Origin of the sequence: Planotetraspora sp. GP83, from assembly GCF_041262585.1 — a bacterium.
In the GTDB taxonomy this organism is placed as follows: domain Bacteria; phylum Actinomycetota; class Actinomycetes; order Streptosporangiales; family Streptosporangiaceae; genus JAOEGB01.
Genome location: NZ_JBGCBZ010000008.1, coordinates 220,073 through 245,934 on the forward strand (window position 1 = coordinate 220,073; position 25,862 = coordinate 245,934).

Below are 25,862 nucleotides of genomic sequence, written 5' to 3' on the forward strand. Positions count from 1 at the left end.
CCGGTGTGCCCGGCTCACGGGGGTCAACGCGATGCGGTTGGCGGGAAAATGGTTTGCCCCGTGACCTGGGATCTTGCGAGCCTGGGGTAACCATGCTCTCTTTGCCTGTCGCCGATCCCGGCACTCCTGACGCCCGCAGCCCGCTCCGGTACCTGTGGTGGGTGGCGCGTGCCCAGAAGGGCCCGATGCTGATCGGCATCGGGCTGGCCATTTTGTGGTGGCTGGGGCAGGCACTGGTGCCGGCGGCCATCGGAAGGGCGATCGACGCGCTGACCGCGAAGGACGTGCCCCTGCTCCTCCGGTGGTCGGCCGCACTGCTGGCCCTGGGCGTCGTGCAGGCCGTCGCGGGTGTGCTGCGGCACCGGTGCGCCGTCCTCGCCTGGCTGGCGGCGGCCTACCGCACGGTGCAGCTCACCTCGCGGCAGGCGACCCGGCTGGGCGCGACGCTGCCCAAACGCCTGTCCACCGGTGAGGTGGTCAGCGTCGGAAACTCCGACATCGCGAACATCGGTGGCGCGATGGAGGTCCTCCTGCGCGGCGCCGGGGCCGTCTTCGCCATCGCCACCGTGACGGTGATCCTCCTCACCACGTCGCCGACTCTCGGGCTCGTCGTGCTCATCGGTGTGCCGCTGATGGCGGCCGCCGTCGGGCCGTTGCTCAAGCCGCTGCACAGCAGGCAGCACGTGCAGCGTGACCTCCAGGGCGACCTGGCGACGCGTGCGGCGGACATCGTCGGGGGCCTGCGGGTCCTGCGCGGCATCGGCGGCGAGCACGTCTTCGCGGCGCGCTACCGCGAGGAGTCGCAGCGCGTCCGGCACGCGGGCGTGCGGGTGGCCTCGGTCGAGTCGATGCTGGAAGGCGCCCAAATCCTGCTGCCCGGGGTGCTCATCGCGTGCGTCACGTGGCTCGGGGCGCACTTCGCGCTGGACGGGCGCATCAGCGCGGGCCAGCTCGTGACGTTCTACGGCTACGCGGTCTTCCTGATCGCGCCGCTGAGGACGCTCACGGAGGCCGCCGACAGAATCACCAAGGGCCACGTGGCGGCCCGCCGCGTGTGCCGGATTCTGTCGCTGGAGCCCGAGTTCCGGGACGGCCCGCTCCGCCGCGCCGACGCCGACCTGTCCGGCGGCCTGCTGCTGGACGGCGAGTCCGGCGTCGCGGTACGGCCCGGCAGGCTGACCGCGCTGGCGGCGGCGGTCCCCGAGGAGGCGATCGCCATCGCGGACCGGCTCGGCAGGTATGCCCTCGGCGACGTGACGCTGGACGGCGCACCGCTCGCCGACCTGCCGGTAGCCGAGGTGAGACGACACATCCTGGTCGCCGACAACGCCGCGAGGCTGTTCACCGGACGTCTCCGCGACGAGTTGGACGTCACGGGTACGGCCACCGACGACGACCTGCGGCTCGCGCTGCAGACGGCCTGCGCCGAGGACATCGTCGAGGCGCTGCCGGAGGGACTGGAGGCGCACGTGGCCGAGTCCGGCCGGGAGTTCTCCGGCGGTCAGCAGCAACGGCTCCGCCTGGTCAGGGCGCTGGCCGCGGATCCGGAGGTCCTCATTCTGGTCGAGCCGACGAGCGCGGTGGACGCCCACACCGAGGCGCGCATCGCGGACCGGCTCGGCAAGGCGCGGGCCGGCCGTACGACCCTGGTCTGCACGACCAGCCCGCTCGTCCTCGACCGGGCGGATCTGGTCCTCTTCGTCGAGGACGGCAAGGTCCGGGCCGAGGGCACCCACCGGGAGTTGCTCCGGGTGGAGCCCGGTTACACGTTGACGGTCACTCGAGGGGAAGGCTGAGCATGGCCCGCCAGATCCTGCCGGTCGCGGACCCGGCGCAGGTCCGCGCCTACGCGCGGCGGCTGACGCTGAAATATCCCCGGGAGCTGGGGCTGGCCCTGTCCCTGCACGCCCTCGCGGCGATCGCGGGGCTGGCGGCCCCGCGCCTGCTCGGTGAGCTGGTCCAGGCCGTGGCCGACGGGTCCCGCGACGTCGACGTCGACACGGTCGCGCTGATCCTGGGCGGCTTCGTGGTCGCACAGGCCGTGCTCATCCGGTTCGCGATCTACGCCTCGTCACGGCTGGGCGAAAAGGTGCTGGCCGAGCTCCGGGAGGAGTTCGTCGACCAGGTGCTCGCCCTGCCGCTGTCGACGGTCGAGCGGGCCGGTTCCGGTGACCTCATCACCCGGACCTCCCGAGACGTCGACGCCCTCTCCCGGTCGGTACGGCACGCCGTGCCGGAGACCCTGATCGCGGTGGTCACCGGGGCCTTCATGGTGGGGGCGCTGATGCTCGTCGGCCCGGTGATGGCCGTGCCGTCGCTGATCGCCGTGCCGCTGCTGTGGATCTCCACGAAGTGGTACCTCAGCCGGGCCAGGGACGGCTACCTGAGGGAGAACGCCGCGTACGCGGACATGACCGAAGGGCTGGCCGAGACCGTCGAAGGCGCGCGCACTGTGGAGGCCCTGGGGCTCCAGCAGCGCCGCGGCGAGCGGACGGATCGCGATATCTCGCGATCCTTCGCCGCGGAGCGCTACACCCTCGGCCTCCGGATGGTGTGGTTTCCCGCCGTGGAGATCGGCTACGTGATCCCCGTCGTGGCGACGGTCGCGCTGGGCGGCCTGTTCTACGTCGAGGGCTGGGTGTCCCTGGCCCAGGTGACCGCGGCCACGCTGTACGTGCAGCAGCTCATCGACCCGCTCGACCGGCTGCTCTCGTGGGTGGACGAGCTGCAGGTCGGCGGGGCCTCGATGGCGAGGCTGCTCGGCGTGGCCAACGTGCCGGAGGACCGTGTCACCGGCGGCGCCCGGCCGGAGGGCGAGGACCTCAAGGCGTCGGACGTGCGGTACGCCTACCGCGAGGGCCATGACGTCCTGCACGGCATCGATCTCGACGTGCGTCCGGGTGAGCGGCTGGCCATGGTGGGTCCCTCGGGCGCCGGCAAGTCGACGCTCGGACGGCTGCTCGCGGGCATCCACGGCCCGAGGACGGGCTCCGTCACGGTCGGCGGCGTCCAGCTCGTAGAACTGCCGCTCGACGACCTCCGGGGGCATGTCGCCCTGGTCACCCAGGAGCACCACGTGTTCCGGGGAACCCTGCGCGACAACATGCTGATCGCGCGGCCGGACGCCGCCGACGCCGACATCCGCCGGGCCCTGGAGGCCGTGGACGCGTGGGAGTGGGTCGAGGCGCTCGGCGAGGAACCCGGAGAGGGGCTGGACACGACCGTCGGGTCGGGCGGCACGACCATCTCACCGGCCCAGGCGCAGCAGCTCGCGCTGGCCAGGCTCGTGCTGGCCGACCCCCACACGCTGGTGCTCGACGAGGCCACGTCGCTGATCGACCCGCGCGCGGCCCGGCATCTGGAGCGCTCGCTCGGGGCGGTCCTGGAGGGCCGCACGGTTATCGCGATCGCGCACCGGCTCTACACGGCGCACGACGCCGACCGGGTGGCCGTCGTGGAGGACGGCCGCATCAGCGAGCTGGGCTCACACGACCAGCTCGTCGCCACGGGCGGGGCCTACGCCGCGTTGTGGGACAGCTGGCACGGCAAGGGCTGAGGGGATGGGTGGGTCCACACCCATCCCCTCCCACGCCGCCTGCTCCGGGCCGGGCGGTCCGGTGATGACGGCGACGCATCGCGTTCCGCGCTCAATGGCGCCGCTCTCGACGAGCGCGAAGATCCCGTACATCATCTTGGCGACGTAGACCCACTCCAGAACGAGCCCGTGCCCGGCGGCGAAGTCGCCGATGAAGGCGGTGAGCTCCGGCGGCCTCTTCGCGAAACCGCCGAAGTGGAAGCCGGTCTGGATCGCCCAATTCTCCGACGAACATCCGAAGGCCTTGACTTGCAGGTCGGCGACATCCTCGCTGAGGAAATCGACTCCCTTGAGCGCGGAGAAGCCCACAGCACGTTGCCCTGGGGCCAGACCTGCGGCGATGCCGGCCAGGGTTCCCCCGGTCCCGGAAGGGCAGCAGATCAGGTCGAAATCGAGGTCGATCTCACGGGGCAGCTCCGCGCACCCGCGAACGGCGAGAGCGTTGCTGCCTCCTTCCGGGATGAGGTAGAAGCCGCCCCACTCCCGTTCAAGCGCGTCCACGACCTGGGGGTCCGTCTTCCGCCGGTAGGTTGCCCGGTCGAGGTAGGTGAGGCGCATGCCGTGATCCGCCGCATAGGCGAGCGACGGATTCAACGGCAGGCGTTCCTCGCCGCGGATCACGCCGATCGTCGCGAAGCCGAAACGGTGCCCGGCCGCCGCCACCGCGCGGATGTGGTTGGAGTAGGCGCCGCCGAAGGTGAGCAGGGTGTCATGCCCGGCTTCGGCGGCCGCCGCGAGGTTGTATTTGAGCTTCCGCCACTTGTTCCCGGTGATGTGCGTCCCGGTGATGTGCGTCCCGATGAGATCGTCGCGCTTGAGCCAGAGCTGGACGCCTTGCCGGCTCAGGCGCTCATCGTGAATCTCCTGGAGAGGCGAGACCGGCACTCACTCGACCCCGAGAGCCTTCTTGAGGAAGTCCACCTGGAGGAGCAGCAGGTTCTCGGCGACGACCTCCTGAGGGGTCATGTGGGTGACCCCCGACAGCGGCAGCACAGTGTGCGGGCGGCCCGCCGCCAGCAGGGCGGACGACAGCCGCAGCGTGTGCGCGGCCACCACGTTGTCGTCGGCCAGGCCGTGCACGAGCAGCAGCGGCCGCTCCAGCTTCTCGGCGTCGGCCAGGAGCGAGGACCCCTCGTAGTGGCCCTCGTCCGGGTGGCCCAGGTAGCGCTCGGTGTAGCACGTGTCGTAGAGACGCCAGTCGGTGACGGGCGCGCCGGCGATGGCCGCGTGGAACACGTCGGGGCGCCGGAGGACGGCGAGCGCGGCCAGGTAGCCGCCGAACGACCAGCCGCGGATACCCACCCGCGAGAGGTCGAGGTCGCCGGGGTAGAGCGCCGCGGCCCCCTGGAGGGCGTCCACCTGGTCCTCCAGCGTCAGCGACAGGTCGTGCAGCACCTCACGCTCGAACGCCGGACCGCGGCCCGGGGTGCCCCGCCCGTCGGCGACGACGACCGCGAAGCCCTGCTCGGCCCACCACTGGGACTCCAGGAAGACGCGCCGGGTCGTGAGGACCCGCTGCGCGTGCGGCCCGCCGTACGGGTCCATGAGGACGGGCAGCCGCGCCGAGCCCGGCACGTGCCACGAGGGGAACAGGACGGCGGTGGACAGCCCCCGCGATCCGGCCCGGACGAGCGAGACCCGCACGTCCAGCCCCGGCCGGGCGGCGAGGGAGGCGATGTGGCCGCGCGGTTTGTCGGCCCGCGAGACGCGGGTGACCGGCGTCTCGCTCTCCAGCGTGCTGCCGACGATCACAGTCGTCCCGCCGGCCGTGGTGCCGGTGTAGACGCCGCCCTCCTCGGGGCCGACCTTGCTCAGGGTCCCGCCGGAGAACGTCCACACCTGGACCTCGGTGGGTTCGGCGCTGGCCTGGAACAGGACCGTGTCGCCGTCGATGTCCAGCACGGCCCTGACCTGCAATGAGGGCGGCGTCACGGGCTGGTCGCCGACGAAGAGGCGGCGTCCGCCCTCGGCGTCGGCCACCCACACGAGGGTTCCGCCGGACAGGCGTCCCGGCACGCCGGGCACGATCTCCACCCACGCGGCGTCGGTGTCCTCGCGGAGCGTCGTCGCCGCCCCCGTTGAGGGATCGACGTCCAGCAGGCGCATGGTCCGCTGGTCTCGGGAGAGCGTCACGATGTTCAGGCCGTGCTCGCTCCAGGAGGCGGTGACCAGATACTCGTGCTCGTACGGCACGGCGACGCGCGAGCCGTCGAGTCCCAAGACGAACAGCGAGACCTCGGCGTTGTCCGTGCCGGCCGCGGGATAGCGCTGCGGCACCGGTGGACGGTCCGGATTGGCCGGGTCGGCGATGTGCCACAGCCCGACCGGCGACTCGTCCACCCGGGCGACCAGGAGGCGGTCGCCTGAGGGGGCCCACCAGTAGCCGCGCATGCGGTCCATCTCCTCGGCGGCGATGAACTCGGCCAGACCGTAGGCGACCAGCTGGTCCTCCGGCGTGGCCAGCGTGAACTGCTCGCCCGTCGCGACGTCCTGGACGTACATGTGACCGCCGGTGACGTAGGCCACGTGGGTGCCGGCCGGGTTCAGCCGGGGGTCGATGACCGGCCCCGGCGTCGGCAGGCTCCGCACCGCTCCCGTCGCCAGATCGACGAGGTGGAGCTCACCCGACAGAGCGAAGACGGCCTGGTGGACGTTGGCGTCCGTCGCGTACGCGACCACGCCGCCCGCCGACTCCCGCGACCGCTCGCGGCGTGCCCGCTCCTCCGGCGGCAGGTCCTCGTCGGCCGCGCCCCCACCGACGCCCAGCGCCAGCGGGTCGACGACGAGCCGCTCGGTCCTGGACTCGACGTCGAACTCCCACAGGCACGTCACGGGGTCCGTGCCGGACTTCGTCCGCAGGAAGACGACGCGGCCGCCGTCCGGGGAAATCGTGAAGCCACGCGGAACCCCGAGCGTGAACCGCCGGGTCCTGGCATGCAACCGCGGGAAGCTCAACCGGGAAAAGCTCTCAGTCATAGCCCCCCATACTGCCAGGACACACGGCCTTCCGCCGCTCCGCACTAGTCTCGGAGACATGACTGATCGGCGTCTGCTGCTCGTGCACGCCCACCCCGACGACGAGTCGATCGGGACCGGGGCGACCATGGCCAAATACGTGGCCGAGGGAGCCCACGTGACCCTGGTGACCTGCACACTCGGCGAGGAGGGCGAGGTCATCCCGGCGGAGCTGGCCCACCTCGCGGCCGGCCGGGACGACACCCTCGGCCAGTACCGCATCGGCGAACTGGCCGCCGCCTGCAAGGCGCTGGGCGTGACCGACCACCGGTTCCTCGGCGGTGCGGGCCGCTGGCGCGACTCCGGGATGATGGGCGCGCTGACCAACGACCGTCCCGGCTGCTTCTGGCGGGCCGACCTCGACGAGGCGGCCGGTGAGCTGGTCAAGGTGATCCGCGAGGTCCGGCCGCAGGTCCTGGTCACCTACGACGAGAACGGCTTCTACGGGCACCCCGACCACATCCAGGCGCACCGGGTGGCCTGGCGGGCCTTCGCGCTGGCCGCCGACCCCGCGCACCCGGGCGGCGAGCCGTGGCGGATCGCCAAGTTCTACCTCACCGCGTTGCCGAAGTCGGTGATGAGACGGGCCACCGAGGCCCTGCGCGAGGCGGACGTGGAGTTCTGGGTCCCGGAGTCGGCCGACGACCTGCCGTTCGGGTGCTCCGACGAGGCGGTCACCACGGAGATCGACGCCCGCGCCTACGTGGAGGCCAAGATCGACGCGATGCGGGCGCACGTCACCCAGATCGCCGTGGACGCCCCCTGGTTCGCGCTCTCGAACAACGTCGGCCAGCAGGTGCTCGGTGTCGAGCACTTCATCCTCAGGGCCGGGGTGCCTGGGCGGCCCGGTATCGGCGCCCCCTACGAGGCCGGTGGGATCGGTGAGCCGTACAACCGGGAGAGTGACCTGTTCTCCGGTGTCGGTCAGGCGATCGGCTAACCTCAGCCGCATGACGGAGGAAGAGACCCCGAGCACCCAGCCCGGCGCCCTGACCGGCGCACTGGCCGGCGCGGCCTACGGGATGCTGTTCCTGCTCGGCCTCGTGCTGGGCATCGTCGGCGCGTTCGAGCACTCGTGGTACGCCGGGCCGGTCCCGATCGCGGCGCTGGGCTGGCTCCTGGTCCTGTTCGCCGTGCCGTACGGCATGGGCAGGCTCATGGGCGGCAAGCTGGCCGCGGTCGCTCCCGCCCTGGGCTGGCTCGTCTCGTCGTTCATGCTCGCCACCCGGCAGCCCGCGGGCGATCTGGCCATCGCCGGCGACTCGTCGGGGTTCTGGTACCTGTACGGCGGGGCCTTCGCCGTCGCGGCCGCCATCCTGGCCACCCGGTCAACGGGTTCGTGGCTGCTGAGGTCTTCCTAGGGGGCGACGCATCGCCGATTCTGGGAGCATGTGGCACCGGGCCCGGCAGGTGATCAACTATGTCAACCTCTCGACGCCTCTCGGGCTGCTCATCGCCCTGATCGGCGGGGCCCGCCCGCGCAGGGGAGGGCGGGGGCTGATCCTCGCGCACGGCTACCGGATCCCGTTCCCCGTCGCGGGGGCGTTCACCGTCGGCAACGTGATCCTGACCAGGCACGACGAGGGTTACCTGACGGGCCGGCTGCTCGACCACGAGTCGCGGCACGCCACCCAGTGGGCCGCCTGCGTCGGCCTGCCGATGCTCGTGCTGTACGTGCTGGCAGTGGGCCTGTCGTACGCCGTCTGCGGTGACCACGCCTCCTGGAACCCCTTCGAACGGCTGGCCGACCTGGAGGACGGCGGCTACGCCCGCCAGTCCGCCCGCTGGCGCCGGCCGCGAGAATGAGGCATGCCGCCGACGCTCTCGGCCGCCCTGACAGAATGCGGCCATGACGTTCGCCACCGCTGATCTCTTCGATGCTCACGGCGACGCGCTGAGCAGCTGCGTCACCCAGTTCCGCTCGTACGGCTCCCGCACCCGGTTCTCCGGGCAGATCGCCACGGTCCGCTGCCTGGAGGACAACGCGCTCGTGAAGCAGGTGCTCGCGACCCCGGGACAGGGCCGGGTGCTCGTCGTCGACGGCGGCGGCTCGCTGCGGACGGCCCTGATGGGCGACCTGATCGCCGCCTCCGCCGTGAAGAACGGCTGGTCCGGTGTGATCATCAACGGCGCGGTGCGGGACACGGTCGCGCTGGCGGCGCTCGATCTCGGCGTCAAGGCGCTCGGCTCGAACCCGCGCAAGAGCGCCAAGCACGGCCTGGGAGAGGTGGGCGTCCCGGTGAGCTTCGGCGGCGTGACCTTCACACCGGGGGAGTGGCTCTACAGCGACGAGGACGGTGTGGTCGTCAGCGCTCAAAGCCTCCTGAAATCTGAGCCGTGATCATGCACAGGCTCCCGAGCAGGGCGCCTGAACTGGACATATCTCAACCGTGATCATGCACAGGCTCCCGAGCAGGGTGTCCGAGCTGGGCGAATCTCGACCGTGATCATGCATCACCGCTCCGCAGCAGCTCCCTTGCATGATCACCAATTGCATTCCGCCAGGTCAAGCGGTATCCCGAGGAATCCATGCATGATCACGGCTGGAGTGGGGTGGCGGTTTGGCCTTCGGGGGTGTCCGAGACCTGCACTCCGAGATCGGCCAGCTCGTCGCGGAGCCGGTCGGAGGCGGCCCAGTCGCCGTCCGCCCGTGCGCGCTCGCGCCGTTCGAGCAGCTCGGACGCGCCGGGCGGCAGCACGGGGACCTTGCCGATCTCGGTGGACAGGTCCAGGCCCAGGATGTGGTCGAAGTGGAGGAACGTCTCGAAGCGGGATCCGGGCGCCACCGACTCGTTCCGTTCGAGGTCCCGCAGCAGGCGCAGGGCCAGCGGCGTGTCGAGGTCGTCGTCGAGCGCCTGCTGGATCCGCGCGGAGTGCCCGGCGTCGATCGGGCGGCTCGGTGACTCCGCCCACTCGGCCACCCGCAGCCGCCACCGTCTGAGCGTGCGGTCGGCCGCCCGGAGGGTGTCCCACGTCAGGTTCATCTGCTGCCGGTAGCGGTGCTCCATCAGGGCCAGCCGTACGGCCAGCGGGTCGAGACCTGCCTCGGCGACGTCGGACAGGAGCACGACGTTGCCGGTCGACTTGGCCATCTTGCGGCCGTCGAAGAGCAGGTGCTCGCCGTGGACCCAGTGGCCGACGACCTCGTGGCCGGTGGCCGCGTTCGACTGGGCCCGCTCGTCCTCGTGGTGGGGGAAGCGCAGGTCGATGCCGCCCGTGTGGACGTCGAAGCGGTCCCCGAGGAAGCGCAGCGACATGGCCGAGCACTCGACGTGCCAGCCGGGGAAGCCGCGGCCCCAGGGAGCGTCCCAGGTCATCTCGCGGCCGGAGGCCTTCCAGAGGGCCCAGTCGGCGTGGAACCGCTTGCGCGAGTCAACGCCCTCGACCCGGTGGCCGGGCTTGAGCTGATCAAGCCGATTCCCGGAAATTTCACCGTAAGTCGGAAACGATGCCGCATCGAAGAACACCGAGCCGTCCGCCACGGCGTAGGCGTGGCCCTTCTCGATCAGCCGGGCGATCAGCTCGATCATCAGGTCGATCGTCTCGGTGGCCCGTGGCGTGTGCTGCGGCGTGTGGATGTTGAGCGCCAGCGTGTCACGCCGGAACGCGTCCTCGTAGAACCGCGCGATCTCCGGCGCGGAGCGGCCCTCCCGCCGGGCCTGGGCCAGGACCTTGTCCTCGCCGGTGGGGTCGATCTCGGCGTCGTCCACCAGGTGGCCCACATCGGTGATGTTCTGGCAGACGACGGCCCGCAGCCCGTGCCGCTCCGCCACCCGCCTGATCAGGTCGGACAGCAGGTACGACCGCAGGTTCCCCACGTGGGCGTGCCGGTAGACGGTCGGGCCGCAGGTGTACATCCGCAGGATCCGCGACCCCGCGGGGACGATCGGCTCCACCTGCCTGGCGCGTGTGTCGTAGAGCCGTAACATGCTCCGAGCCTACGAGAGGAACCCCAGGATGTCGCGATCGCCCCTTTCGCGGAGACGCTCGAGGATCTCTTCGCGGGGAGCGCCGTCCGGCAGGCCGATGCGGGCGCCGATGAGCCGCAGCCCCTCCGCCTCGGACGCCACGGGAGCCGTGTAGCCGATGAGGTGCAGGGCCTGGTTGAGCGCCGGAACGCTCGCCGCCGCGGCCGGCAGGAAGCGGGTGAGCAGCTCGCCGCCGTCGGAGACGGTCAGGAAGACGTGGTCGCCCTCCGCGGCGTTGTACTCGGCGAGCACCGGCCGGATGGACCCCATCGTCGGCTGGTTGTGCCAGCTGATCACCACCTCGCCCGACGCCGTGGAGGCGGTGAGCTGCCCGCCCGGGGCCATCCCGAGGTGGGCGGCGAACCCGGTCGGGAGCGGCGAGCCGGAGCCGCGCAGGTGCTCGGCGTTGACGTCCACGCGGTGCCACCAGCGGCCGTCGCGGCTGCGGAAGCAGCGGCGGGTCATCGACACGTCCCGGCGCGGCTGGTACGGCTCGGCGTGCTCCTGCCCGGCGACCCTGATCCAGCCCCGCTGCGTGCGCTCGAAGCCGGGGCCGCCGGCGTACGCCCGGACCGAGCTCTCGCTCACCTCGTAGCGGGAGGTCAGGTTGCCCACGACCGTGCTGACCGAGGCCTCGCCCCCGGCCCGCTCGATCTCCCGGGTGATCATCTCGCGGATGCCCAGGTACTCCTCGCCGCCCCAGCGCCGCAGGCCGTACTTGTTGCGGTCGAGGCGGAGGAACCGCTCGTCGGCCGTGAGCTGGTTGCGGATCCCCACGAGGCTGTAGTCCTCGCCGATCCGCGTCTGGATCTCCTCGGGCGTCAGCGGGGTCCCGGCGACGGCCAGCACGGCCTCGGCCTTGTCGTTGACGCTGCGCGGCCACGGGACGACGTGTCCCTCCAGGAGCCGCAGGTGCGGCACGAAGGCGAGCCACCGCTCGGCCATGTCCTCCCGGATCCCGAGCTGGGACACCATGGACACGGCCTCCTCCAGCGGCCGCGGCCCGTCCGTGAAGAGCTGCCGCGTCTTCTCCCTCAGCTCGTCGGCCCCTCCGGCGACCAGCCAGCCGTCCACCTGCTCGTAGCCCGTCAGGAGCGTGCGGACGAAGCGCCACGCCGGGATGGTGAGGGTGGCCAGCTCGGTGCGGTGCCAGGGCACCGCCGCGGCCAGGTCGTCCGCCGGTACGGCGGAGCCGAGCCGGGTGCGCAGCCAGGCCAGGTGGGCGGTGAGAGGGGCGGCCTCGGGGCTCGCCAGCCACGCGACGACGTGGTCGCGGAGATCGCGCTCGATCTGCCGGATGCGTTCGCGGGTGACGGAGAAGCGCTGGGCCAGGTCGTCGAGGGTGGCCCGCTGCCCGGCCTCCTCCGAGGCGTCGAAGTAGAGGCGGTCCCTGGCGATGGCCCGCTGCCGGTCGTCCAGGCGGGCGAAGACCTCGTCGATGATCTCGGGCAGCGGCCGCTCGGGCAGCGCGGGCGGGACGGGGGCGTCCGAGGCGCCCTCCGAGGGCTCCGTCGCCAGCAGCTTGTCGATCACCCCGATGAACAGCTTGTGCACGCTCTCGCGCGGGCCCGGCGTCTGGAGGCTCTCCTCAGGATCGGTGAACCTGAGCAGCGGCAGGATGTCGCCGAGGACCAGATGCCCCCAGCAGGCGGTCGTGAGGTCGGCAAGCCGGGACGCGACTTGGGCCGTGCCCACCATCGCGCACGCCCGGTCGAGCGGGAGTGCCTGCCACCACGCGTCGGGGAGACCGGGGTCGCTCGCGATCGGCTCTACTTGGCTGGGTGCGGTCCAGCGCAGCGGAGGCACGATGTCGCTCAGGCTCAGATTCAATGCAGGTCCAACCGGCAAGGGGAATATATCCGCAGTTCAGACTATGGGATCAGGCGGGCAGGAAGGGACTCGCCCGGCCGGAATAGGACACGTAGAGCAGCTCGCCGGCCCGCGTGCACGCCACGTACAGCAGCCCCCGTTCCCTTTGCAGATCGTGCGCCCGGGCCGCCGGATCCTCCGCGGCCGGGGTCAGCGCGTCGGGCGCCGGCACGATTCCGTCAGCCACGCCTATCACGGCCACCCGGCGGAATTCCAGCCCCTTCATTCCGTGGAGCATGGTCACCTTGACCGTTATGCCCGCCTCGCGCAGTGCCGTACGGGCCGTCTTGACCAGGTCGGCGGTGCGTGCGGCGACGGCGATCTCCCGCGTGGGCACACCTTCCTTCAGCCACCCGGCGATGTGAGATACGAGTCCGGAAATTTCGGCTTCAGGGGTGACGTATCCCAGGACGATCGGACGGGGCCCGTGCCGCACCGCGCGGTAGCCGTACAGCTCGGCGTTGCCCTCGACGAGGCCGTCGGCCGGCCCGCCGCCACGCAGCCGCACGCCCCACGACAGGATCTCCTGCGGCAGCCGGTAGGAGATCTTGAGGTGGAACCTGCGGGCCGGGATGCCGAGCGCGGCCAGCGCGACCCTGGTGTCGAACATGCGCTGGTGCGGGTCGCCGACCACGAAGAGGTCGTTCGGGGCGGTGGGCACGGCCGCCCGCAGCAGGCGCCACTGGGCCGGGTGCAGGTCCTGCCCCTCGTCCACCACGATGTGCCGGTACGGCTCCCGCCCCGGGGCCTCGTCGCCGAGCAGGTCGCCGGTGGCCTGCCCGAGCAGCGCGGCCGCGTCGGAGGCCAGTTGCAGGAGCGTCCGGCGGCCGCCCTCCCTCAGCCGCCTTACGACGTGCTGGACGGCCTCCCACACGCCGGCGCGGCTCTCCGCGCTCAGCTCGACGCTCCGGCCGGGACGGTGGGCGGCCTGATACTCCTCCAGCGTGCGGAGGTTCTGGGCCAGGATGACCTGCTCCCACTCGCGCAGCAGGAACGCGGCCCCGAACCGGCTGCCCGCCACCTCCCGCCACAAGGCGGCCAGGTCTCCGGCGCCGACGAGGGCGGGCGAGCGCCCCTCCGCCTCGGAGACGATGCGATGGGCGAGCCGGTCCACGTTGCCGACCTCGACGCGCTTTCGGACCATCTCGTCGTCGAGGAGCATGTCCAGCCGCGAGGCGAGCTCGGTGGCGAGGCCCTGGGAGAAGGTCACCAGCAGGACCGGCCCGTTGCCGGCGCGCGCGAGGTAGGCCGCCCGGTGCAGGGCGATGATCGTCTTTCCGGTGCCCGCGCCGCCGGTCACGAGCACGGGCCAGTCGTACCGCTTCCACTGGGAGTAGGTGTGCTGCGGCGGGTGGAGGAACGTGCACCAGTGCGGCAGCGTGAGGATACGGTCGAGCTCGTGCCAGTCGGCGGCGAACACGGCCTGGCCGGGGCTGCGCCACAGCGCGGCCGCCAGGTCGCCGGGATCGACCGCGTCGACGGCCGACGCCCGGCAGTGGTCCAGCTCCCGCCAGGCCGCCGCCAGCGAGCCGCCCCGGGCGAGGGCCCACAGAGGGGCGAACTGACTCTCCGGCAGCAACGGCTCCACCGCGGTCAGATGCGTCTCGGAGGTCATCAGCCGCAGCAGGGGGAGCAGCCGGTGGTCGATGCCGATGCCCAGGAGGTCGGCGTCGCAGATGTGGGCGAACAGCCGCAGGTCCGTGCTCGCCGCCGCCCTCCGCAGGGCGGGCTCGATCCGTTCCAGCGCCTCGGCGTCCCAGGTCTCGATCACGCCGATCGCGGGGTTCACCCCGAACCGGTGCCGCTGCGCGTAGGACCACGCCTCGGCGTCGGGCAGCACGGTGAGGAGCCAGTAGACGTCGCCCTGCCGTACGGTGACGCCGCGATGGCGGTCGGCGAGGCGCAGGGTGGCCACGCGCGGGTCGCGGCTGTTGCGTACCCTCTCCGGATGGGGGGCCGCCGGCGAGTTGCTCAGGAACCGGCGTACCGCGACGACCGCGTCCCGCCGCACCGGCCGGGACAGCGCGCCGAGCTCCTGGGTGAACTCCGGGGAGATCGCGAGCCGGGGCACCGCGCTATCCCAGCAGGGACAGCAGGTCGCGGTCCCCGCGTTCTCGCAGCCGCGTGAGGAGCTCCGGCTTCCCGGCGGGCCCGCTGAGCCCGATCCTCGTCGCGATGACCCGGACGGCCTGGTCCTGGGTGCCTCCGGGCGCGGTGTACCCCACCAGGCGCAGCGCCCAGGTGGTCGGGTCGCCGCCGCTCGCCGCCGGGAGGTGCCGCACCCGCAGCATCCCCTCGTCGGAGAGCGTCAGGAAGATGTGGCTCCCCTCCTTGGCGGCCACCTCGCCGAGGATCCGCCGGAGCGAGCCGAGGGCCGGGCGGCCGTTCCACGCCAGGGGGACGTCCCCGGCCGCGCTCTTGACCGTACGGCTGCCGCCCGGCGCGAGGCCCAGGTAGGCGGCGAAGCCGGTCGGCAGGGGCACCTCGGCGCCGTCGAGGTGCTCGCCCGTGACGTCCACCCGGAGCCACCAGCGCCCGTCCGGCTGCCGGAAGCACCTCCGGGTGAGCGCCACGTCCTTGAGCGGGCCCTGAGCGCTCTGGGTCTTCGGGGGATTCTGTGTTTTTAGGGGGTTCTGGGCGGACGGGCGTGAGCCGTTGCCGTTGCCGCTCTGGATTCGCAGCTGGGGCACGTTCTCCAGCCACTCCTTGGCCACGTCGGGATGGATGCCGAGGCTGGAGACGAGCTCCAGGGCGCGCGAGACCGTCGGAGGCCGGTCGGAGTCGAGGATCAGGCGGCGCGTCCTGCCGTGCAGTTCCCCGAGGTCACCGGCCACCAGCCAGTCGCCGGAGACCCGGTAACCGGGCAGCGTGGTCAGGACGAACTGCCAGGCCGGCACGTCGAGCGAGCGCAGCTCGCGCTCGTGCCACTCGACCGCCGTGACCAGCCGGGACTTGGGCGCCGCCACCCCCAGCAGCCCGGCCACCCACTTCAGGTGCCGGCCGTACGGCTCCGCCTCCGGGCGGGCCAGCCACTCCGCCAGCCGGGCCCGCAGGGCGGTCTCCAGCGCCTGGATGACATCGGGGGAGACGGCCAGCAGCTTGGCGAGCTCCTCGACGGCCGAGGGGACGTCGGTGAACACCCGGTTCTGGGCGACCATCCAGGTCCTGTCGTCCAGATCGGCGAAGGCGGCGTCGATGAGCGTGGGGAAGTCGAGGTCGACGGGCCTGGACGGCTCCGGCGCAGGCGCCGGTTCCGGGATGGGTCCCGGCGTGGGCGCTGGGGTGGGCGCTGGGGTGGGCTCGGGGTCCGGCGGGGGGGTGGGCGCAGGGGCCGGATCTCCGGCCGGGTCTTCGGCCGGCTCCGGGGCCGGGATCACCGGCGGGACGGGCTCGATGGGGTCGATCGGCTCGATCGGCTCCACCGGCTCGATCAGAGGGACCGGTTCGATGGGCTCCGCGGGCTCGATGGGTTCTACGGGCTCGATGGGTTCTACGGGCTCGATCGGTTCCACCGGCTCGGCGGGGGTGGCCTGTTGGGGTGCGAGCCGTACGAAAACGGCGGTGAAGAGCGCGGTCAGCACGGGGCGGGCCTTGATGAACGGCTGGTCGGCGAGCTCGCGGCCGGAGAGGGCTAACAGGCCGGGCCACGACCCCACCCGGTCGAGCGCGATAGCGACCTGCGGGTCGTCCGCCTCGTCGGGATCGAGCACGTGAAGCGCGGGCAGCACATCGCCCACCGCCGCGGCCGGCCAGTGCTCCAGCGCCAGGTCCGTCAGCAGTTCGCCGAGCGCGTCGGGATCCATGGCGCCGAGGACGCGCTCCATCGGCAGGCTCCGCCACCAGGCGTCGGGCAGGTCGGCGTGGTCGCCCAGGAGGCCGATGCGGGCGGCGTCACTCCAGCGCAACGGTGGCACGAGGTCACTCAGGCAGAAGTTCATGCTTTCCCCATCACTCCATAAGACCAGACCATAGTCTGGCAAATCCCCCAGCCGCGGCGGGCATTTCCGTCAGTGACGCACGGCGGCGAAGCGCAGGCGCACGTAGTCGGCCATCCACCCGGACTCCCGGCGCAGCGCGGGGGCGGCGAGCTCGTTGACCCGCCGGAGCAGCGGCTCCACGTTCGCGGGCGGCACACCGTCCAGGAGCGAGCCGGCGAACATCCGCACCCAGTCGGCCGCGCCGTTCGGGCACTCGTCGAGCGGGGTGGGCCGGTCGAAGTATTCGAGGAGCCGCACCGTGAAGCCGCACTTCTCCAGGCGAAGGGCGTATTCGGCGGGGGTGGGGAAATACCAGGGCAGCTCGGGCTCCCGCAGGCCGTGCTCCCGCCAGGCGGTCAGCATCGCGGACGTCAGGGCCGCGCAGTTTCCGGCGCCGCCCAGCTCGGCGACGAACCGGCCGCCCGGCCGCAGGGCCATCCGGACGCATCCGATCACCGCGTCCGGGTCGCGGCTCATCCAGTGCAGCGCCGCGTTCGAGAAGACCGCGTCGTACGGCTGGGCGACGGTGAAGTCGTGGGCGTCGCCGACGGTGAAGTCCAGGCCGGGATGCTGGGCGATGGCCGTCTCGATCATGGAGTGCGAGCCGTCGATCCCCAGGACCTCGCTGCCGCGCGCGGCGATGCCGGCGGTGAGCACGCCCGTGCCGCAGCCGAGATCGAGAACGCGCTCACCCGGCCGGGGATCGAGCAGGTCCACGAGCGGAGCCCCGTGCGCGGAGACGTAGCCGAAGGAGCTGTCGTACGCACGGGGGTTCCACCTCGTGAGACTGGGCGTTTCGTACCGCAAGGTCAGCTCGCATCCTCATGCCGACATGATGAGATAACGACACACTTTACGGCTTCGGCGGTGCTTGCGAGGTGTATCTACTAGCCCACTGTCTGTGGCCAATGTGCTTTGAGGTAGGACTTGGCCTGATCCTGCTCGGGGATGGTGAGAACCACGGGTGTGCCGGTGACCGGAGCGAGCTTGCCCGCGGCGTCCTTGTCGATGGTCCCCCGCATCTCCATCGCCTCCATCCGGCTCGGGCGGGCGAACCCTTTGAGATAGAGGTTCTGGCCCTCGTCGGACAGCAGGAACTCCTCCCACAGCCGCGCGGCGGCCGGGTGGGGGGCGTTCACGTTGATGGCCTGCACGTAGTAGGAGGCGAGGACCGCGTCGCGGGGGATCGTCACCTGCCAGGCCTGCTTGTCGTGCTCGGCGGCCTGTTGATGAACGGCCCTGGCCGTGTTGAGGTAGTCCCAGTCGAGCAGTGAGGTGGCCCGGTCGGGCTGGGTCAGCATGCCGGCCTTCTTGAGCTGGGCGAAGAAATCCACCCCACGGGCGGCGTCCGGCTTGCCGCCGCTGAGCGAGGCGGCCATGACGCCGCTGAACGCCGAGGCGGTCCGCAGCGGGTCGCCGGGCAGCGCCACCAGGTTGCCCGGCTTGAGCAGCGCGGCGTAGGAGGCCGGGGCCGTCATCTTGCGAGGGTTGTAGCCGATCGACATGTAGCCGCCGTACCCCGCGTACCAGAGGCCCTTCGGATCCTTCAGCCGATCCGGGATGTCCGTCCAGTCCGTGACCTTGTAGGGCGCGAACCGCTTGGCGTTGGCGACGGCCACGTCGAGGCTCAGGTCGAACACGTCGGGGACGCCCTGCGGGCCGCCGGCGGCGTCGATCTCCTGCTGGCTGCTCGCGTCCGGCGAGACCCCGGTGACCTTGACGCCGTACTTGTCCGAGAAGCGGTCGATGATCTCGCCGTAGTTCACCCAGCCGCGCGGCAGCCCCACGACGGTCAGGGCGCCCTCGGCGCGGGCCGCCTCCACGAGCCTGTCCATGGTGGCGAACCCGTCCCGCAGGGTGGTCGCCTTCGGGTTCACCGGAGGCAGATCCTTCTTCTCGGCGTTCTTGTCGGCGGCGGGCGCGGAGCACGCGGCCACCGAGACGAGCATCACCATTACAGCGCTGGCACGTACGGTCACGCTACGTATATTCAGCGCTCTCCGGCCGCCGGTCGAGGAGGCACGCGGGGAGGAGGCACGATCTTGGCCGCCACGACCGTCTCCTCGGCGATCTCCACCAGCGTGCCGTCCCGCTTCCGTACGGTGAGCACGCCGTCGCGCCAGGACTCCAACACGCCGACGGCGTCACGGAACACGCCAGAGTCCGCGCGTCGCACCGTCACGCGTCGTCCCACGTCATCGGGGGTGATGGTGACCGCCAGCCGGGCTCCGAAATGAGGGCTCATCTTGATTGCCCCCCTCCTGTTCCGGCTACTGGGCGGGCAACGCAATACTAGGTCGTAGCAACCGCGGTCAGAGTCGTGCAACCCAGAAGGAGCCCGAGGTGACGTACGTCATCGCGCAGCCTTGCGTGGACGTCCTGGACAAGGCGTGCATCGAGGAGTGCCCCGTCGATTGCATCTACGAGGGCAACCGCATGCTCTACATCCACCCCGACGAGTGCGTGGACTGCGGGGCGTGCGAGCCGGTCTGCCCGGTAGAGGCGATCTTCTACGAGGACGACCTTCCCGACCAGTGGAAGGACTTCTACAAGGCCAACGTCGATTTCTTCGAGGACCTCGGTTCGCCCGGCGGCGCCTCGAAGGTCGGAAAGATCAACAAGGACCACCCCGTCGTGGCCGCCCTCCCGCCGCAGGGTGAGGACCACTGAGCATCAGGCGGATTCGTACGACTGGGGGGACTTCTTGATCGCGTTGCCGGACTTCCCGTGGGATCGGCTCGCCCCTTACAAGGAGTTGGCGCAGGCGCATCCGGACGGGATCGCCGACCTCTCGGTCGGCACCCCGGTCGACCCCGTGCCCTTGGTCGCGAGGGACGCCCTCGCCGAGGCCGCGGACAGCCCTGGTTACCCCCAGACGTACGGCACCCCGCGGCTGCGTGAAGCGGCCGCGGGCTGGCTGCGCCGCCGGCACGGGGTCATCGCCGACCCCGCCGACATCCTCCCCACGATCGGCTCCAAGGAACTGGTGGCCTGGCTGCCCCTGCTCCTCGGCGCCGGCCCCGGCGACCGGGTCGTCCTTCCCGAGCTGGCCTACCCGACCTACGACGTGGGCGCCCGGCTGGCCGGTGCCGAGCCGTACGCCGCGGACGGGCTGCTCGCGCTCGGGCCCGAGCGGGTGCCGCTGGTCTGGGTGAACTCGCCGTCGAACCCCACGGGCAAGGTGCTGCCCGCGGAACACCTGCGCAAGGTCGTCTCGTGGGCGCGGGAGCGCGGCGCCGTGGTGGCGTCCGACGAGTGCTACATCGAGCTCGGCTGGGAGGACGATCCCGTCTCGATCCTCCACCCCGACGTGTGCGGCGGCTCCCATGAAGGGCTCCTCGCGGTGCACTCACTGTCCAAGCGGTCCAACTTCGCCGGATACCGCGCCGGGTTCGTCGCGGGCGACCCCGCGCTCGTGCGGCGGCTCCTGGAGGTGCGCAAGCACGCGGGGATGATGGTGCCGGCCCCGATCCAGGCGGCCATGGCGGCCGTGCTCGACGACGACGAGCACGCCGATGAGCAGCGAGAGCGGTACGCCCGGCGCAGGGCCGCGCTCCGCCCGGCGCTGGAGCGCGCCGGATGGCGGATCGAGCACTCCGCGGCCGGGCTCTACCTGTGGGCCACCGACGGCACCGGATGCTGGGATCAGGTTCGCGCTCTGGCCGAAAAAGGGATTTTGGTAGCGCCGGGTGATTTCTACGGATACGCAGGTCAGGAGCATGTGCGGATCGCCGTCACGGCCACCGACGAGCGGATCGATGCGGCGGTGCTCCGCCTCCAGTAGGATCGCGCGGCATGACGGCAGCGGTCGTGCTCATCCTGGGTGTCGCGACACTCGTCGTCGTGCTGGGCGCGTTCGTGGCGACCGCCCGGCAAGGCCGGACCGTCGTTCCGGCGGCTCCACCCCCGCCCGCGGAGCCGGAGCAGCAGCCGGCGGCCAGGGCCACGGTGACCCGCGCCGACTACTTCGACCCCAGGACGATCAAGGTGGGCGACACCGTGCACGTCGAGGGAGTTCGCTCCCGGGCGATCGGCGCGCTCCACCTGTCCTGGCAGGGCTCGCAATGGACGGAGTACCTCCTCGACGACGGCACCCGGCGTTACCAGTGGCTGTCGGTCGAGGAGCGCCGCGGCCTGGCGGACGCCGATCCGCGCCACCTGGAGGTCCTGCTGTGGACCTCGGTCCCGACACAGGGCATGGTCCCCGCCCGGCACATGCTGATCATGGAAGGCGTGGAGTTCTCCCCCGTCGAGCGGGGCACGGCGGCCTTCCGTTCCGAGGGGATGACCGGCCAGCCCGACAGGGGCCTTCTGGACTTCGCCGACTACCGCGCCGACGACGGCCGCCTGCTGTCCTTCGAGCGCGTGCAGGGCGGCCAGTGGCAGGCGGCCTACGCCCAGGCTCTCACTCCCGGTTCGATCCGCGTGGAGCGGCTGCCCTGAGGCGCCGGGTAGGTTCGGAACGTGACATGGCGCCTCTCCCGAACGGCACTGACCATCATGGTCATCGTCGCCCTGCTGACGGCGGGCATCTTCTACGGCGCCTACCATTTGCTCAAGAAGGCACAGCCGTTCGCCCTCGGCGAACACTGCCTCATCAAGGCCCCTGACGGCACGCTCGACCTCGACATCGACCAGGCGCAGATCGCCGCCACCATCGCGGCCGTCGCGGCGCGGCGCGGCCTCTCCGAGCGGGCGCTGCAGATCGCCTACGTCACCGCCATCCAGGAGTCCAAGCTGGCCAACCTGCCGTACGGCGACCTCGACTCGGTGGGGGTCTTCCAGCAGCGGCCCTCGCAGGGCTGGGGCACGGTGAAGCAACTCCAGGACCCGGTCTACGCGACCAGGAAGTTCTTCGTCGCCCTGGAGAAGGTCAAGCACTACAAGACCATGCCGCTGCACCAGGCGGCGCAGGCCGTGCAGCGCTCGGCCGACGGCTCCGCGTACGCCGAGCACGAGTCGTCCGCGAAGATCCTCTCGGCGGCGTTCACGGGCCGCGTTCCCAAGGCGGTCCACTGCTGGTACCCCCCGCCGGACAAGCCCGTCACACCGCAGCCGGGCGAGGCGCGCAAGCAGCTCATCCGCGCCCTCGGCGAGGACGCCGCGGCCAAGCGTGGCTGGCTGGTCGCCGCCTGGTACGTCACGCACGCCCAGAAGTACGGCCTGCGCGAGGTGCGCTATGACGGGGTGTCCTGGACGGCCGTGGCGGGCCACGACGGCTGGCTGAAGGACGCGAAGGCATCCGGATCCGTGCGGATCACGTAGGACGCGCCCCCGCCCGGTTAAGCTCGCCTGCCATGACGTTCACCAGTCCCCTGCCCGCGGCCGTCGACGAGCTGTGGGAGCGGCGGGCGGAGCTGAGCCCGGCGGACGCGCAGGCCCGCGGTGTCGTGGTGGCCGCGGTGGACATGCTGGACACCGGGAGGGCCCGGGTCGCCGTCGTCGACGAGAGCACCGGCGACGTGGTCGTCGACGAGCGGGCCAAGCGGGCCATCCTGCTGGCCTTCAAGGTCCTCGGGATGGTCAGGTCGCAGGTGGGGGACTTCCAGCACCACGACCGCGTGCCGCTCAAGACGACCCTCGACGGTGTACGCGTGGTGCCGGGCGCCATCGCTCGCTGGGGCTCCTACCTCGCCCCCGGGGTGGTCCTCATGCCGTCCTTCGTCAACATCGGGGCCCATGTCGGCGCGGGGACGATGGTGGACACCTGGGTCACGGTGGGGTCCTGCGCCCAGATCGGCGAGGACGTCCACCTGTCCGGCGGCGCCGGCATCGGCGGTGTGCTGGACCCTCCCAACGCGGTGCCGGTCGTCATCGAGGACGGCGCGCTGATCGGCAGCCGCGCGATGATCGTGGAGGGCGCCCGGGTCGGCAAGGGCGCGGTGGTCGGCGCGGGCACGATCCTGTCGGCCTCCATGCCGGTGATCGACGTCCAGACCGGCGCCGAGATCGCCCGCGGCCGCGTCCCGGACTGGTGCGTGGCGGTGGGCGGGACCCGGCCCAGGGAGTTCCCCGGCGGAACCTTCGGCCTCCCGTGCGTGCTGGTGCTGAGGCGCCTCGCAGAGGGCACCCGGCACGACAAGGCCGAGCTGAGCGACTTCCTGCGTGACCACTAGTGTGAGGGGGCATGTGGCTTGACCTTGCACAGGACGTCGGAGCGCTGACGGCGCGGCTCGTGGACATCGAGTCGGTGAGCGGAGGCGAGAAGGCGCTCGCCGACGCGATCGAGGAGGCGCTCACCCCGCTCTCCCACCTGACCGTGGACCGCGCCGGCGAGAACATCGTGGCCCGGACGAACCTCGGGCGCCCGGAGCGCGTGGTGATCGCCGGGCACCTCGACACCGTCCCGGTCGCGGGCAACCTCCCCAGCCGGGTCGAGGGCGACCTGCTCTACGGCTGCGGCACCTCTGACATGAAGAGCGGCGTGGCCGTCCAGCTCAAGCTCTGCCTGCTGGAGAACCCCAACCGCGACCTCACCTTCGTCTTCTACGAGTGCGAGGAGATCGAGGCCGAGCGGAGCGGCCTGCTGCGGCTCACCCGCGACCACCCGAACTGGCTCGCGGGCGACTTCGCGGTCGTCATGGAGCCGACGGACGGGCTGATCGAGGGCGGCTGTCAGGGCACGCTTCGCGCCGAAGTCGTGGCGCGTGGAGTTCGCGCGCACAGCGCGAGGTCGTGGGAGGGCGTGAACGCCATCCACGGCATCAAACCGATCATCGACATCCTGAGCGCCTACGAGCCCCGGCGTCCCGTCGTGGACGGCCTGCGATACCACGAGGGGCTGAACGCCATCGCCGTGCGGGGCGGGGTCGCGGGAAACGTGATCCCCGACGAGTGCGTGGTGAGCGTCAATTACCGGTTCGCCCCGGACCTGACCGTGGAGGCGGCGTTCGACCACGTCCGCGAGCTGTTCGACGGCTTCGAGGTGCGGCTCATGGACGGCGCCCCCGGAGCCCGGCCCGGCCTGACCCACCCGGTGGCGGCGGCCTTCGCCGAGGCCATCGGCGGCACGCCGCGCGCCAAGCTGGGCTGGACCGACGTGGCGCGGTTCTCCGCCCTCGGCATGCCGGCCGTCAACTGCGGCCCCGGCAACCCCAACCTGGCCCACACCGCCGGTGAGAACGTGAGCCTCGCCATGATCGCGGAGACCGAGCGCCGCCTGCTCACCTGGCTGAGCTGAAAGGCCGAGCTGAAAGGCGCTCCGGAAAGGGACGGAAAGAAGAAAGTGGCTTTCCTCGCCGGCCATTTGGCGGGGAAAGCCACTTTCAGTCCCGAGCAGCACCCTCGTCTCTTAGACGGGCCCTCCGCGACAACCGGTTCCGCGAGTCCCGGCAGAATTTCAAAATCTTTTCGCGCGCCGGTGTCTCGGGCGGTGACCTGCGGAAACGGCTTGCCTGCCGGCCCGCCGCACCGGCTCGGCCTGCGCGCCGGGATCGCGCCGGGCGCCCGCGCTTCTTGCCGACCGGCGGGAGCGGGGCGAGCACCTCCCACTGCTCGTTGTTCAGATCGAAACGGGCTCCGGCAGGTATCGTCTCCGCGTTCAGGGCGTGTGTAAGCCCGCGCGGTGCATTCGCCGGCCGCGAGGCGCTCAGTCGCGGTAGGCGGCCGTCGCGATCTGGACGAGCGACCGGATCAGCGGGTTCGCGTCGCCCTCGTTCCACGCCGCCACCACGCGGCTCGGCGCCATGTCGATCAGCGGCACCACGGCCAGCTCCTCGGGTGGGTCGTGCCCGAGCGGGGTCATCCCGACCGTGCCGTTCCAGAGCACGGCCTGCAGGCACTCCTGGACGGCGCGCACCACCGGACCCTCGCGAGGCTCGCCGCCGTTCCAGTACGACTGCCAGATCGGGTCGGTGCCGTCCGGGAACTGGAACCAGCGCCGGTCGGTCAGGTCGGCCAGCTTCAGGCGGTCGCGGCGGGCCAGCGGATCGTCGGCGCGCAGCACCGCGCCCACCGGGTCGGCACGCAGCTCGCGCACCGTCAGGCCGGTCTCGTCGAACGGCCCGCGGGTCAGGGCGACGTCGACCAGTCCGGCGCGCAGGCCGCAGGTCGGATCGGTCAGGTCGGTCTCGCGGACGCGGACCTCGACGCCCGGGTGCCGCCGGCGGTACGCGGCGGCCAGCCGCGTCGCGCCCCGGTCGGCGCTGCCGCCCAGGATGCCGACGGTGATGGTCGCGGCGCCGGCCGCCGCTGCCACGCGCACGCGTACCCGGTCGGCCTGGTTGAGCAGGGCACGCGCCTCGTCCAGCAGCGCCGCCCCAGCCGGGGTGAGCGTGACGCCTGCGGCGGAGCGGTGCAGCAGAACGGCACCGACGTCGGTCTCCAACTGCTTGATCGCCCGGCTCAGCGGCGGCTGGCTCATGTGCAGCCGGGCGGCGGCCCGGCCGAAGTGGAGTTCCTCGGCGACGGCCACGAAATAGCGCAGCGTGCGTAGCTCCATGACCGGGGACGATACCCGTACGGTATCGACACCACTTAATCGGACTTGGACGGCCGTCGTGCCCGGGCAGTGGAATCGGAGCATGACCAACGAATCGATGCCCGACGAACCGATGCCCGACCCCGCCGTGCGGGTTGCCGGCGCCCAGGAGATCGCCCCCGACCTGCTGGTGATCCCGAACCACCGGGTCGCGCTGGTACCCAACATCGGCATCATCGGCGGTACGGAGGCCGTACTGGTCGTCGAGACGGGCATCGGCACCGCCAACGCCGAGCAGGTCCTCGCCTTCGCGTCCGAGGTGGCGAAGGGCCGCCGGTTGTACCTGACCACGACGCACTTCCACCCCGAGCACGCTTTCGGCGCGCAGGTGTTCGCCGGCCAGGCCACGTACCTGGTCAACCGCGCCCAGGCGGACGACCTGAAGACGAAGGGGCAGGGCTACCTGGAGATGTTCCGGGCCTTCGGCGGCCCGATCGCCCGCCGCCTCGACGGCGTCCGGTTGCCCACCCCTGATGTGGTCTACGACGACGGGTACGACCTGGACCTCGGCGGCCGGACCGTACGGCTGCGGCCCACAGGCCGGGGTCACACGAAGGGCGATCAGGTGGTCGAGGTGCCGGACGCCGGCGTGCTGTTCACCGGGGATCTTGCCGAGACCGGGCAGTTCGCCATCTTCCCGTGGTTTCCGCCGTACGACACGGACGTCTCCGGCGTGCGCTGGCTGGCGGTGATGGAGCGGCTGGCCGCCACCGGACCCCGGGTGGTGGTTCCAGGTCACGGTGACCTCGGCGGCCCGCAGGTGCTCACCGGCGTCAGCGACTACCTGCGCGAGCTGCGCGACGAGACCTGGCGGCGGCGTGACTCCGCGATGGGCGAGGCCGAGATCGTCGCCGAGGTCCGGGCGTTGCTGATCGAGCGGCACCCCGAGTGGGACGGCCAGGAGTGGATCGAGCGGGGCGTCGGGTGCCTGTGCACCGAGCACGCCGCATGACCCCCTC

General features: G+C 71.6%; 23 protein-coding genes. 13 read left to right on the forward strand and 10 right to left on the reverse strand.

What is annotated here, in order from left to right:
• Window positions 1-92: 92 nt before the first annotated feature.
• A complete protein-coding gene (locus ABH927_RS14175; protein ID WP_370021591.1) occupies window positions 93-1,796 on the forward strand; it encodes an ABC transporter ATP-binding protein in 1,704 nt (567 codons plus the stop codon).
• Between the two features lie 2 nt (window positions 1,797-1,798).
• Window positions 1,799-3,556, forward strand: a complete 1,758-nt coding sequence (locus tag ABH927_RS14180) for an ABC transporter ATP-binding protein (protein WP_370021593.1) — start codon at window positions 1,799-1,801, stop codon at window positions 3,554-3,556.
• Here ABH927_RS14180 and ABH927_RS14185 read toward each other — a convergent pair.
• Together ABH927_RS14185 and ABH927_RS14190 are read right to left on the reverse strand one after the other, a co-directional pair.
• Complete coding sequence (locus tag ABH927_RS14185; protein WP_370021594.1) at window positions 3,485-4,480, reverse strand: 1-aminocyclopropane-1-carboxylate deaminase/D-cysteine desulfhydrase; 996 nt, start codon at window positions 4,478-4,480, stop codon at window positions 3,485-3,487. The genes ABH927_RS14180 and ABH927_RS14185 overlap by 72 nt on opposite strands.
• Window positions 4,481-6,571, reverse strand: coding sequence for a DPP IV N-terminal domain-containing protein (locus ABH927_RS14190; protein WP_370021596.1), 2,091 nt, complete (start codon window positions 6,569-6,571; stop codon window positions 4,481-4,483).
• Between the two features lie 58 nt (window positions 6,572-6,629).
• Here ABH927_RS14190 and mshB point away from each other — a divergent pair, with 58 nt between their 5' ends.
• Genes mshB through rraA form a run of 4 tightly spaced genes read left to right on the forward strand, consistent with a single transcriptional unit; the run spans window position 6,630 to window position 8,951 of the window.
• Window positions 6,630-7,550, forward strand: a complete 921-nt coding sequence (gene mshB / locus ABH927_RS14195; protein WP_370021598.1) for an N-acetyl-1-D-myo-inositol-2-amino-2-deoxy-alpha-D-glucopyranoside deacetylase — start codon at window positions 6,630-6,632, stop codon at window positions 7,548-7,550.
• Window positions 7,551-7,560: 10 nt separating this feature from the next.
• On the forward strand, window positions 7,561-7,971 hold the full coding sequence (locus ABH927_RS14200) for a DUF6113 family protein (protein ID WP_370021600.1): 411 nt from the start codon (window positions 7,561-7,563) through the stop codon (window positions 7,969-7,971).
• 28 nt (window positions 7,972-7,999) lie between these two features.
• Complete coding sequence (locus tag ABH927_RS14205; protein ID WP_370021601.1) at window positions 8,000-8,416, forward strand: hypothetical protein; 417 nt, start codon at window positions 8,000-8,002, stop codon at window positions 8,414-8,416.
• 43 nt (window positions 8,417-8,459) lie between these two features.
• Window positions 8,460-8,951, forward strand: coding sequence for a ribonuclease E activity regulator RraA (gene rraA / locus ABH927_RS14210; protein WP_370021602.1), 492 nt, complete (start codon window positions 8,460-8,462; stop codon window positions 8,949-8,951).
• A 196-nt stretch (window positions 8,952-9,147) separates the two neighbouring features.
• Here rraA and cysS read toward each other — a convergent pair whose 3' ends face one another.
• The 7 genes from cysS to ABH927_RS14245 all read right to left on the reverse strand — a co-directional run bounded on the left by cysS (window position 9,148) and on the right by ABH927_RS14245 (window position 18,669).
• Window positions 9,148-10,539: a cysteine--tRNA ligase gene (cysS, locus tag ABH927_RS14215; protein ID WP_370021604.1), complete on the reverse strand. Its 1,392-nt coding sequence runs from the start codon at window positions 10,537-10,539 to the stop codon at window positions 9,148-9,150.
• A gap of 9 nt (window positions 10,540-10,548) precedes the next feature.
• The gene (locus tag ABH927_RS14220) at window positions 10,549-12,408 is read right to left on the reverse strand and encodes a sigma factor-like helix-turn-helix DNA-binding protein (RefSeq protein ID WP_370021606.1); all 1,860 of its coding nucleotides are present in this window, start codon (window positions 12,406-12,408) and stop codon (window positions 10,549-10,551) included.
• A 49-nt stretch (window positions 12,409-12,457) separates the two neighbouring features.
• The gene (locus ABH927_RS14225; RefSeq protein WP_370021607.1) at window positions 12,458-14,518 is read right to left on the reverse strand and encodes a UvrD-helicase domain-containing protein; all 2,061 of its coding nucleotides are present in this window, start codon (window positions 14,516-14,518) and stop codon (window positions 12,458-12,460) included.
• A gap of 4 nt (window positions 14,519-14,522) precedes the next feature.
• Entirely contained in the window at window positions 14,523-16,385 is a 1,863-nt protein-coding gene (locus ABH927_RS14230) for a hypothetical protein (RefSeq protein ID WP_370021608.1), read from the reverse strand.
• Window positions 16,386-16,454: 69 nt separating this feature from the next.
• Window positions 16,455-17,231 (reverse strand): trans-aconitate 2-methyltransferase, encoded by a 777-nt coding sequence (locus tag ABH927_RS14235; RefSeq protein ID WP_370021610.1) that lies wholly within the window; start codon window positions 17,229-17,231, stop codon window positions 16,455-16,457.
• Window positions 17,232-17,311: 80 nt separating this feature from the next.
• Window positions 17,312-18,403, reverse strand: coding sequence for an ABC transporter substrate-binding protein (locus ABH927_RS14240; protein WP_370021611.1), 1,092 nt, complete (start codon window positions 18,401-18,403; stop codon window positions 17,312-17,314).
• A gap of 11 nt (window positions 18,404-18,414) precedes the next feature.
• Window positions 18,415-18,669 carry a hypothetical protein gene (locus ABH927_RS14245; protein ID WP_370021613.1) on the reverse strand — a complete coding sequence of 85 codons (255 nt, stop codon included), beginning with the start codon at window positions 18,667-18,669 and terminating at the stop codon, window positions 18,415-18,417.
• A 98-nt stretch (window positions 18,670-18,767) separates the two neighbouring features.
• Between ABH927_RS14245 and fdxA the strand changes: the two genes are divergently transcribed.
• Genes fdxA through dapE form a run of 6 tightly spaced genes read left to right on the forward strand, consistent with a single transcriptional unit; the run spans window position 18,768 to window position 23,604 of the window.
• Window positions 18,768-19,094, forward strand: a complete 327-nt coding sequence (gene fdxA / locus ABH927_RS14250; RefSeq protein ID WP_261585591.1) for a ferredoxin — start codon at window positions 18,768-18,770, stop codon at window positions 19,092-19,094.
• A 34-nt stretch (window positions 19,095-19,128) separates the two neighbouring features.
• Window positions 19,129-20,208, forward strand: coding sequence for a succinyldiaminopimelate transaminase (gene dapC, locus ABH927_RS14255; RefSeq protein WP_370021614.1), 1,080 nt, complete (start codon window positions 19,129-19,131; stop codon window positions 20,206-20,208).
• An 11-nt stretch (window positions 20,209-20,219) separates the two neighbouring features.
• Entirely contained in the window at window positions 20,220-20,867 is a 648-nt protein-coding gene (locus tag ABH927_RS14260) for a DUF4178 domain-containing protein (protein WP_370021615.1), read from the forward strand.
• A gap of 21 nt (window positions 20,868-20,888) precedes the next feature.
• Window positions 20,889-21,689 (forward strand): hypothetical protein, encoded by an 801-nt coding sequence (locus tag ABH927_RS14265; RefSeq protein WP_370021617.1) that lies wholly within the window; start codon window positions 20,889-20,891, stop codon window positions 21,687-21,689.
• Between the two features lie 32 nt (window positions 21,690-21,721).
• On the forward strand, window positions 21,722-22,540 hold the full coding sequence (locus tag ABH927_RS14270) for a 2,3,4,5-tetrahydropyridine-2,6-dicarboxylate N-succinyltransferase (RefSeq protein WP_370021619.1): 819 nt from the start codon (window positions 21,722-21,724) through the stop codon (window positions 22,538-22,540).
• A gap of 11 nt (window positions 22,541-22,551) precedes the next feature.
• Window positions 22,552-23,604, forward strand: coding sequence for a succinyl-diaminopimelate desuccinylase (gene dapE / locus ABH927_RS14275; RefSeq protein WP_370021621.1), 1,053 nt, complete (start codon window positions 22,552-22,554; stop codon window positions 23,602-23,604).
• Window positions 23,605-24,012: 408 nt separating this feature from the next.
• Here the strand turns inward: dapE and ABH927_RS14280 are convergent, their stop codons facing one another.
• On the reverse strand, window positions 24,013-24,864 hold the full coding sequence (locus ABH927_RS14280) for a LysR substrate-binding domain-containing protein (RefSeq protein ID WP_370021623.1): 852 nt from the start codon (window positions 24,862-24,864) through the stop codon (window positions 24,013-24,015).
• Between the two features lie 82 nt (window positions 24,865-24,946).
• Between ABH927_RS14280 and ABH927_RS14285 the strand changes: the two genes are divergently transcribed.
• Window positions 24,947-25,855: an MBL fold metallo-hydrolase gene (locus ABH927_RS14285; protein WP_370021625.1), complete on the forward strand. Its 909-nt coding sequence runs from the start codon at window positions 24,947-24,949 to the stop codon at window positions 25,853-25,855.
• The last annotated feature ends 7 nt before the right edge of the window (window positions 25,856-25,862 follow it).

Coding starts and splice junctions, on each gene's coding strand:
- ABH927_RS14205 (WP_370021601.1), top strand. CDS start 8,000: ATGTGGCACCGGGCCCGGCAGGTGATCAACTATGTCAACCTCTCGACG.
- mshB (WP_370021598.1), top strand. CDS start 6,630: ATGACTGATCGGCGTCTGCTGCTCGTGCACGCCCACCCCGACGACGAG.
- ABH927_RS14285 (WP_370021625.1), top strand. CDS start 24,947: ATGACCAACGAATCGATGCCCGACGAACCGATGCCCGACCCCGCCGTG.
- dapE (WP_370021621.1), top strand. CDS start 22,552: ATGTGGCTTGACCTTGCACAGGACGTCGGAGCGCTGACGGCGCGGCTC.
- ABH927_RS14175 (WP_370021591.1), top strand. CDS start 93: ATGCTCTCTTTGCCTGTCGCCGATCCCGGCACTCCTGACGCCCGCAGC.
- ABH927_RS14180 (WP_370021593.1), top strand. CDS start 1,799: ATGGCCCGCCAGATCCTGCCGGTCGCGGACCCGGCGCAGGTCCGCGCC.
- cysS (WP_370021604.1), bottom strand. CDS start 10,539: ATGTTACGGCTCTACGACACACGCGCCAGGCAGGTGGAGCCGATCGTC.
- ABH927_RS14260 (WP_370021615.1), top strand. CDS start 20,220: ATGACGGCAGCGGTCGTGCTCATCCTGGGTGTCGCGACACTCGTCGTC.
- ABH927_RS14190 (WP_370021596.1), bottom strand. CDS start 6,571: ATGACTGAGAGCTTTTCCCGGTTGAGCTTCCCGCGGTTGCATGCCAGG.
- rraA (WP_370021602.1), top strand. CDS start 8,460: ATGACGTTCGCCACCGCTGATCTCTTCGATGCTCACGGCGACGCGCTG.
- ABH927_RS14280 (WP_370021623.1), bottom strand. CDS start 24,864: ATGGAGCTACGCACGCTGCGCTATTTCGTGGCCGTCGCCGAGGAACTC.
- ABH927_RS14230 (WP_370021608.1), bottom strand. CDS start 16,385: ATGAACTTCTGCCTGAGTGACCTCGTGCCACCGTTGCGCTGGAGTGAC.
- ABH927_RS14200 (WP_370021600.1), top strand. CDS start 7,561: ATGACGGAGGAAGAGACCCCGAGCACCCAGCCCGGCGCCCTGACCGGC.
- ABH927_RS14245 (WP_370021613.1), bottom strand. CDS start 18,669: ATGAGCCCTCATTTCGGAGCCCGGCTGGCGGTCACCATCACCCCCGAT.
- ABH927_RS14270 (WP_370021619.1), top strand. CDS start 21,722: ATGACGTTCACCAGTCCCCTGCCCGCGGCCGTCGACGAGCTGTGGGAG.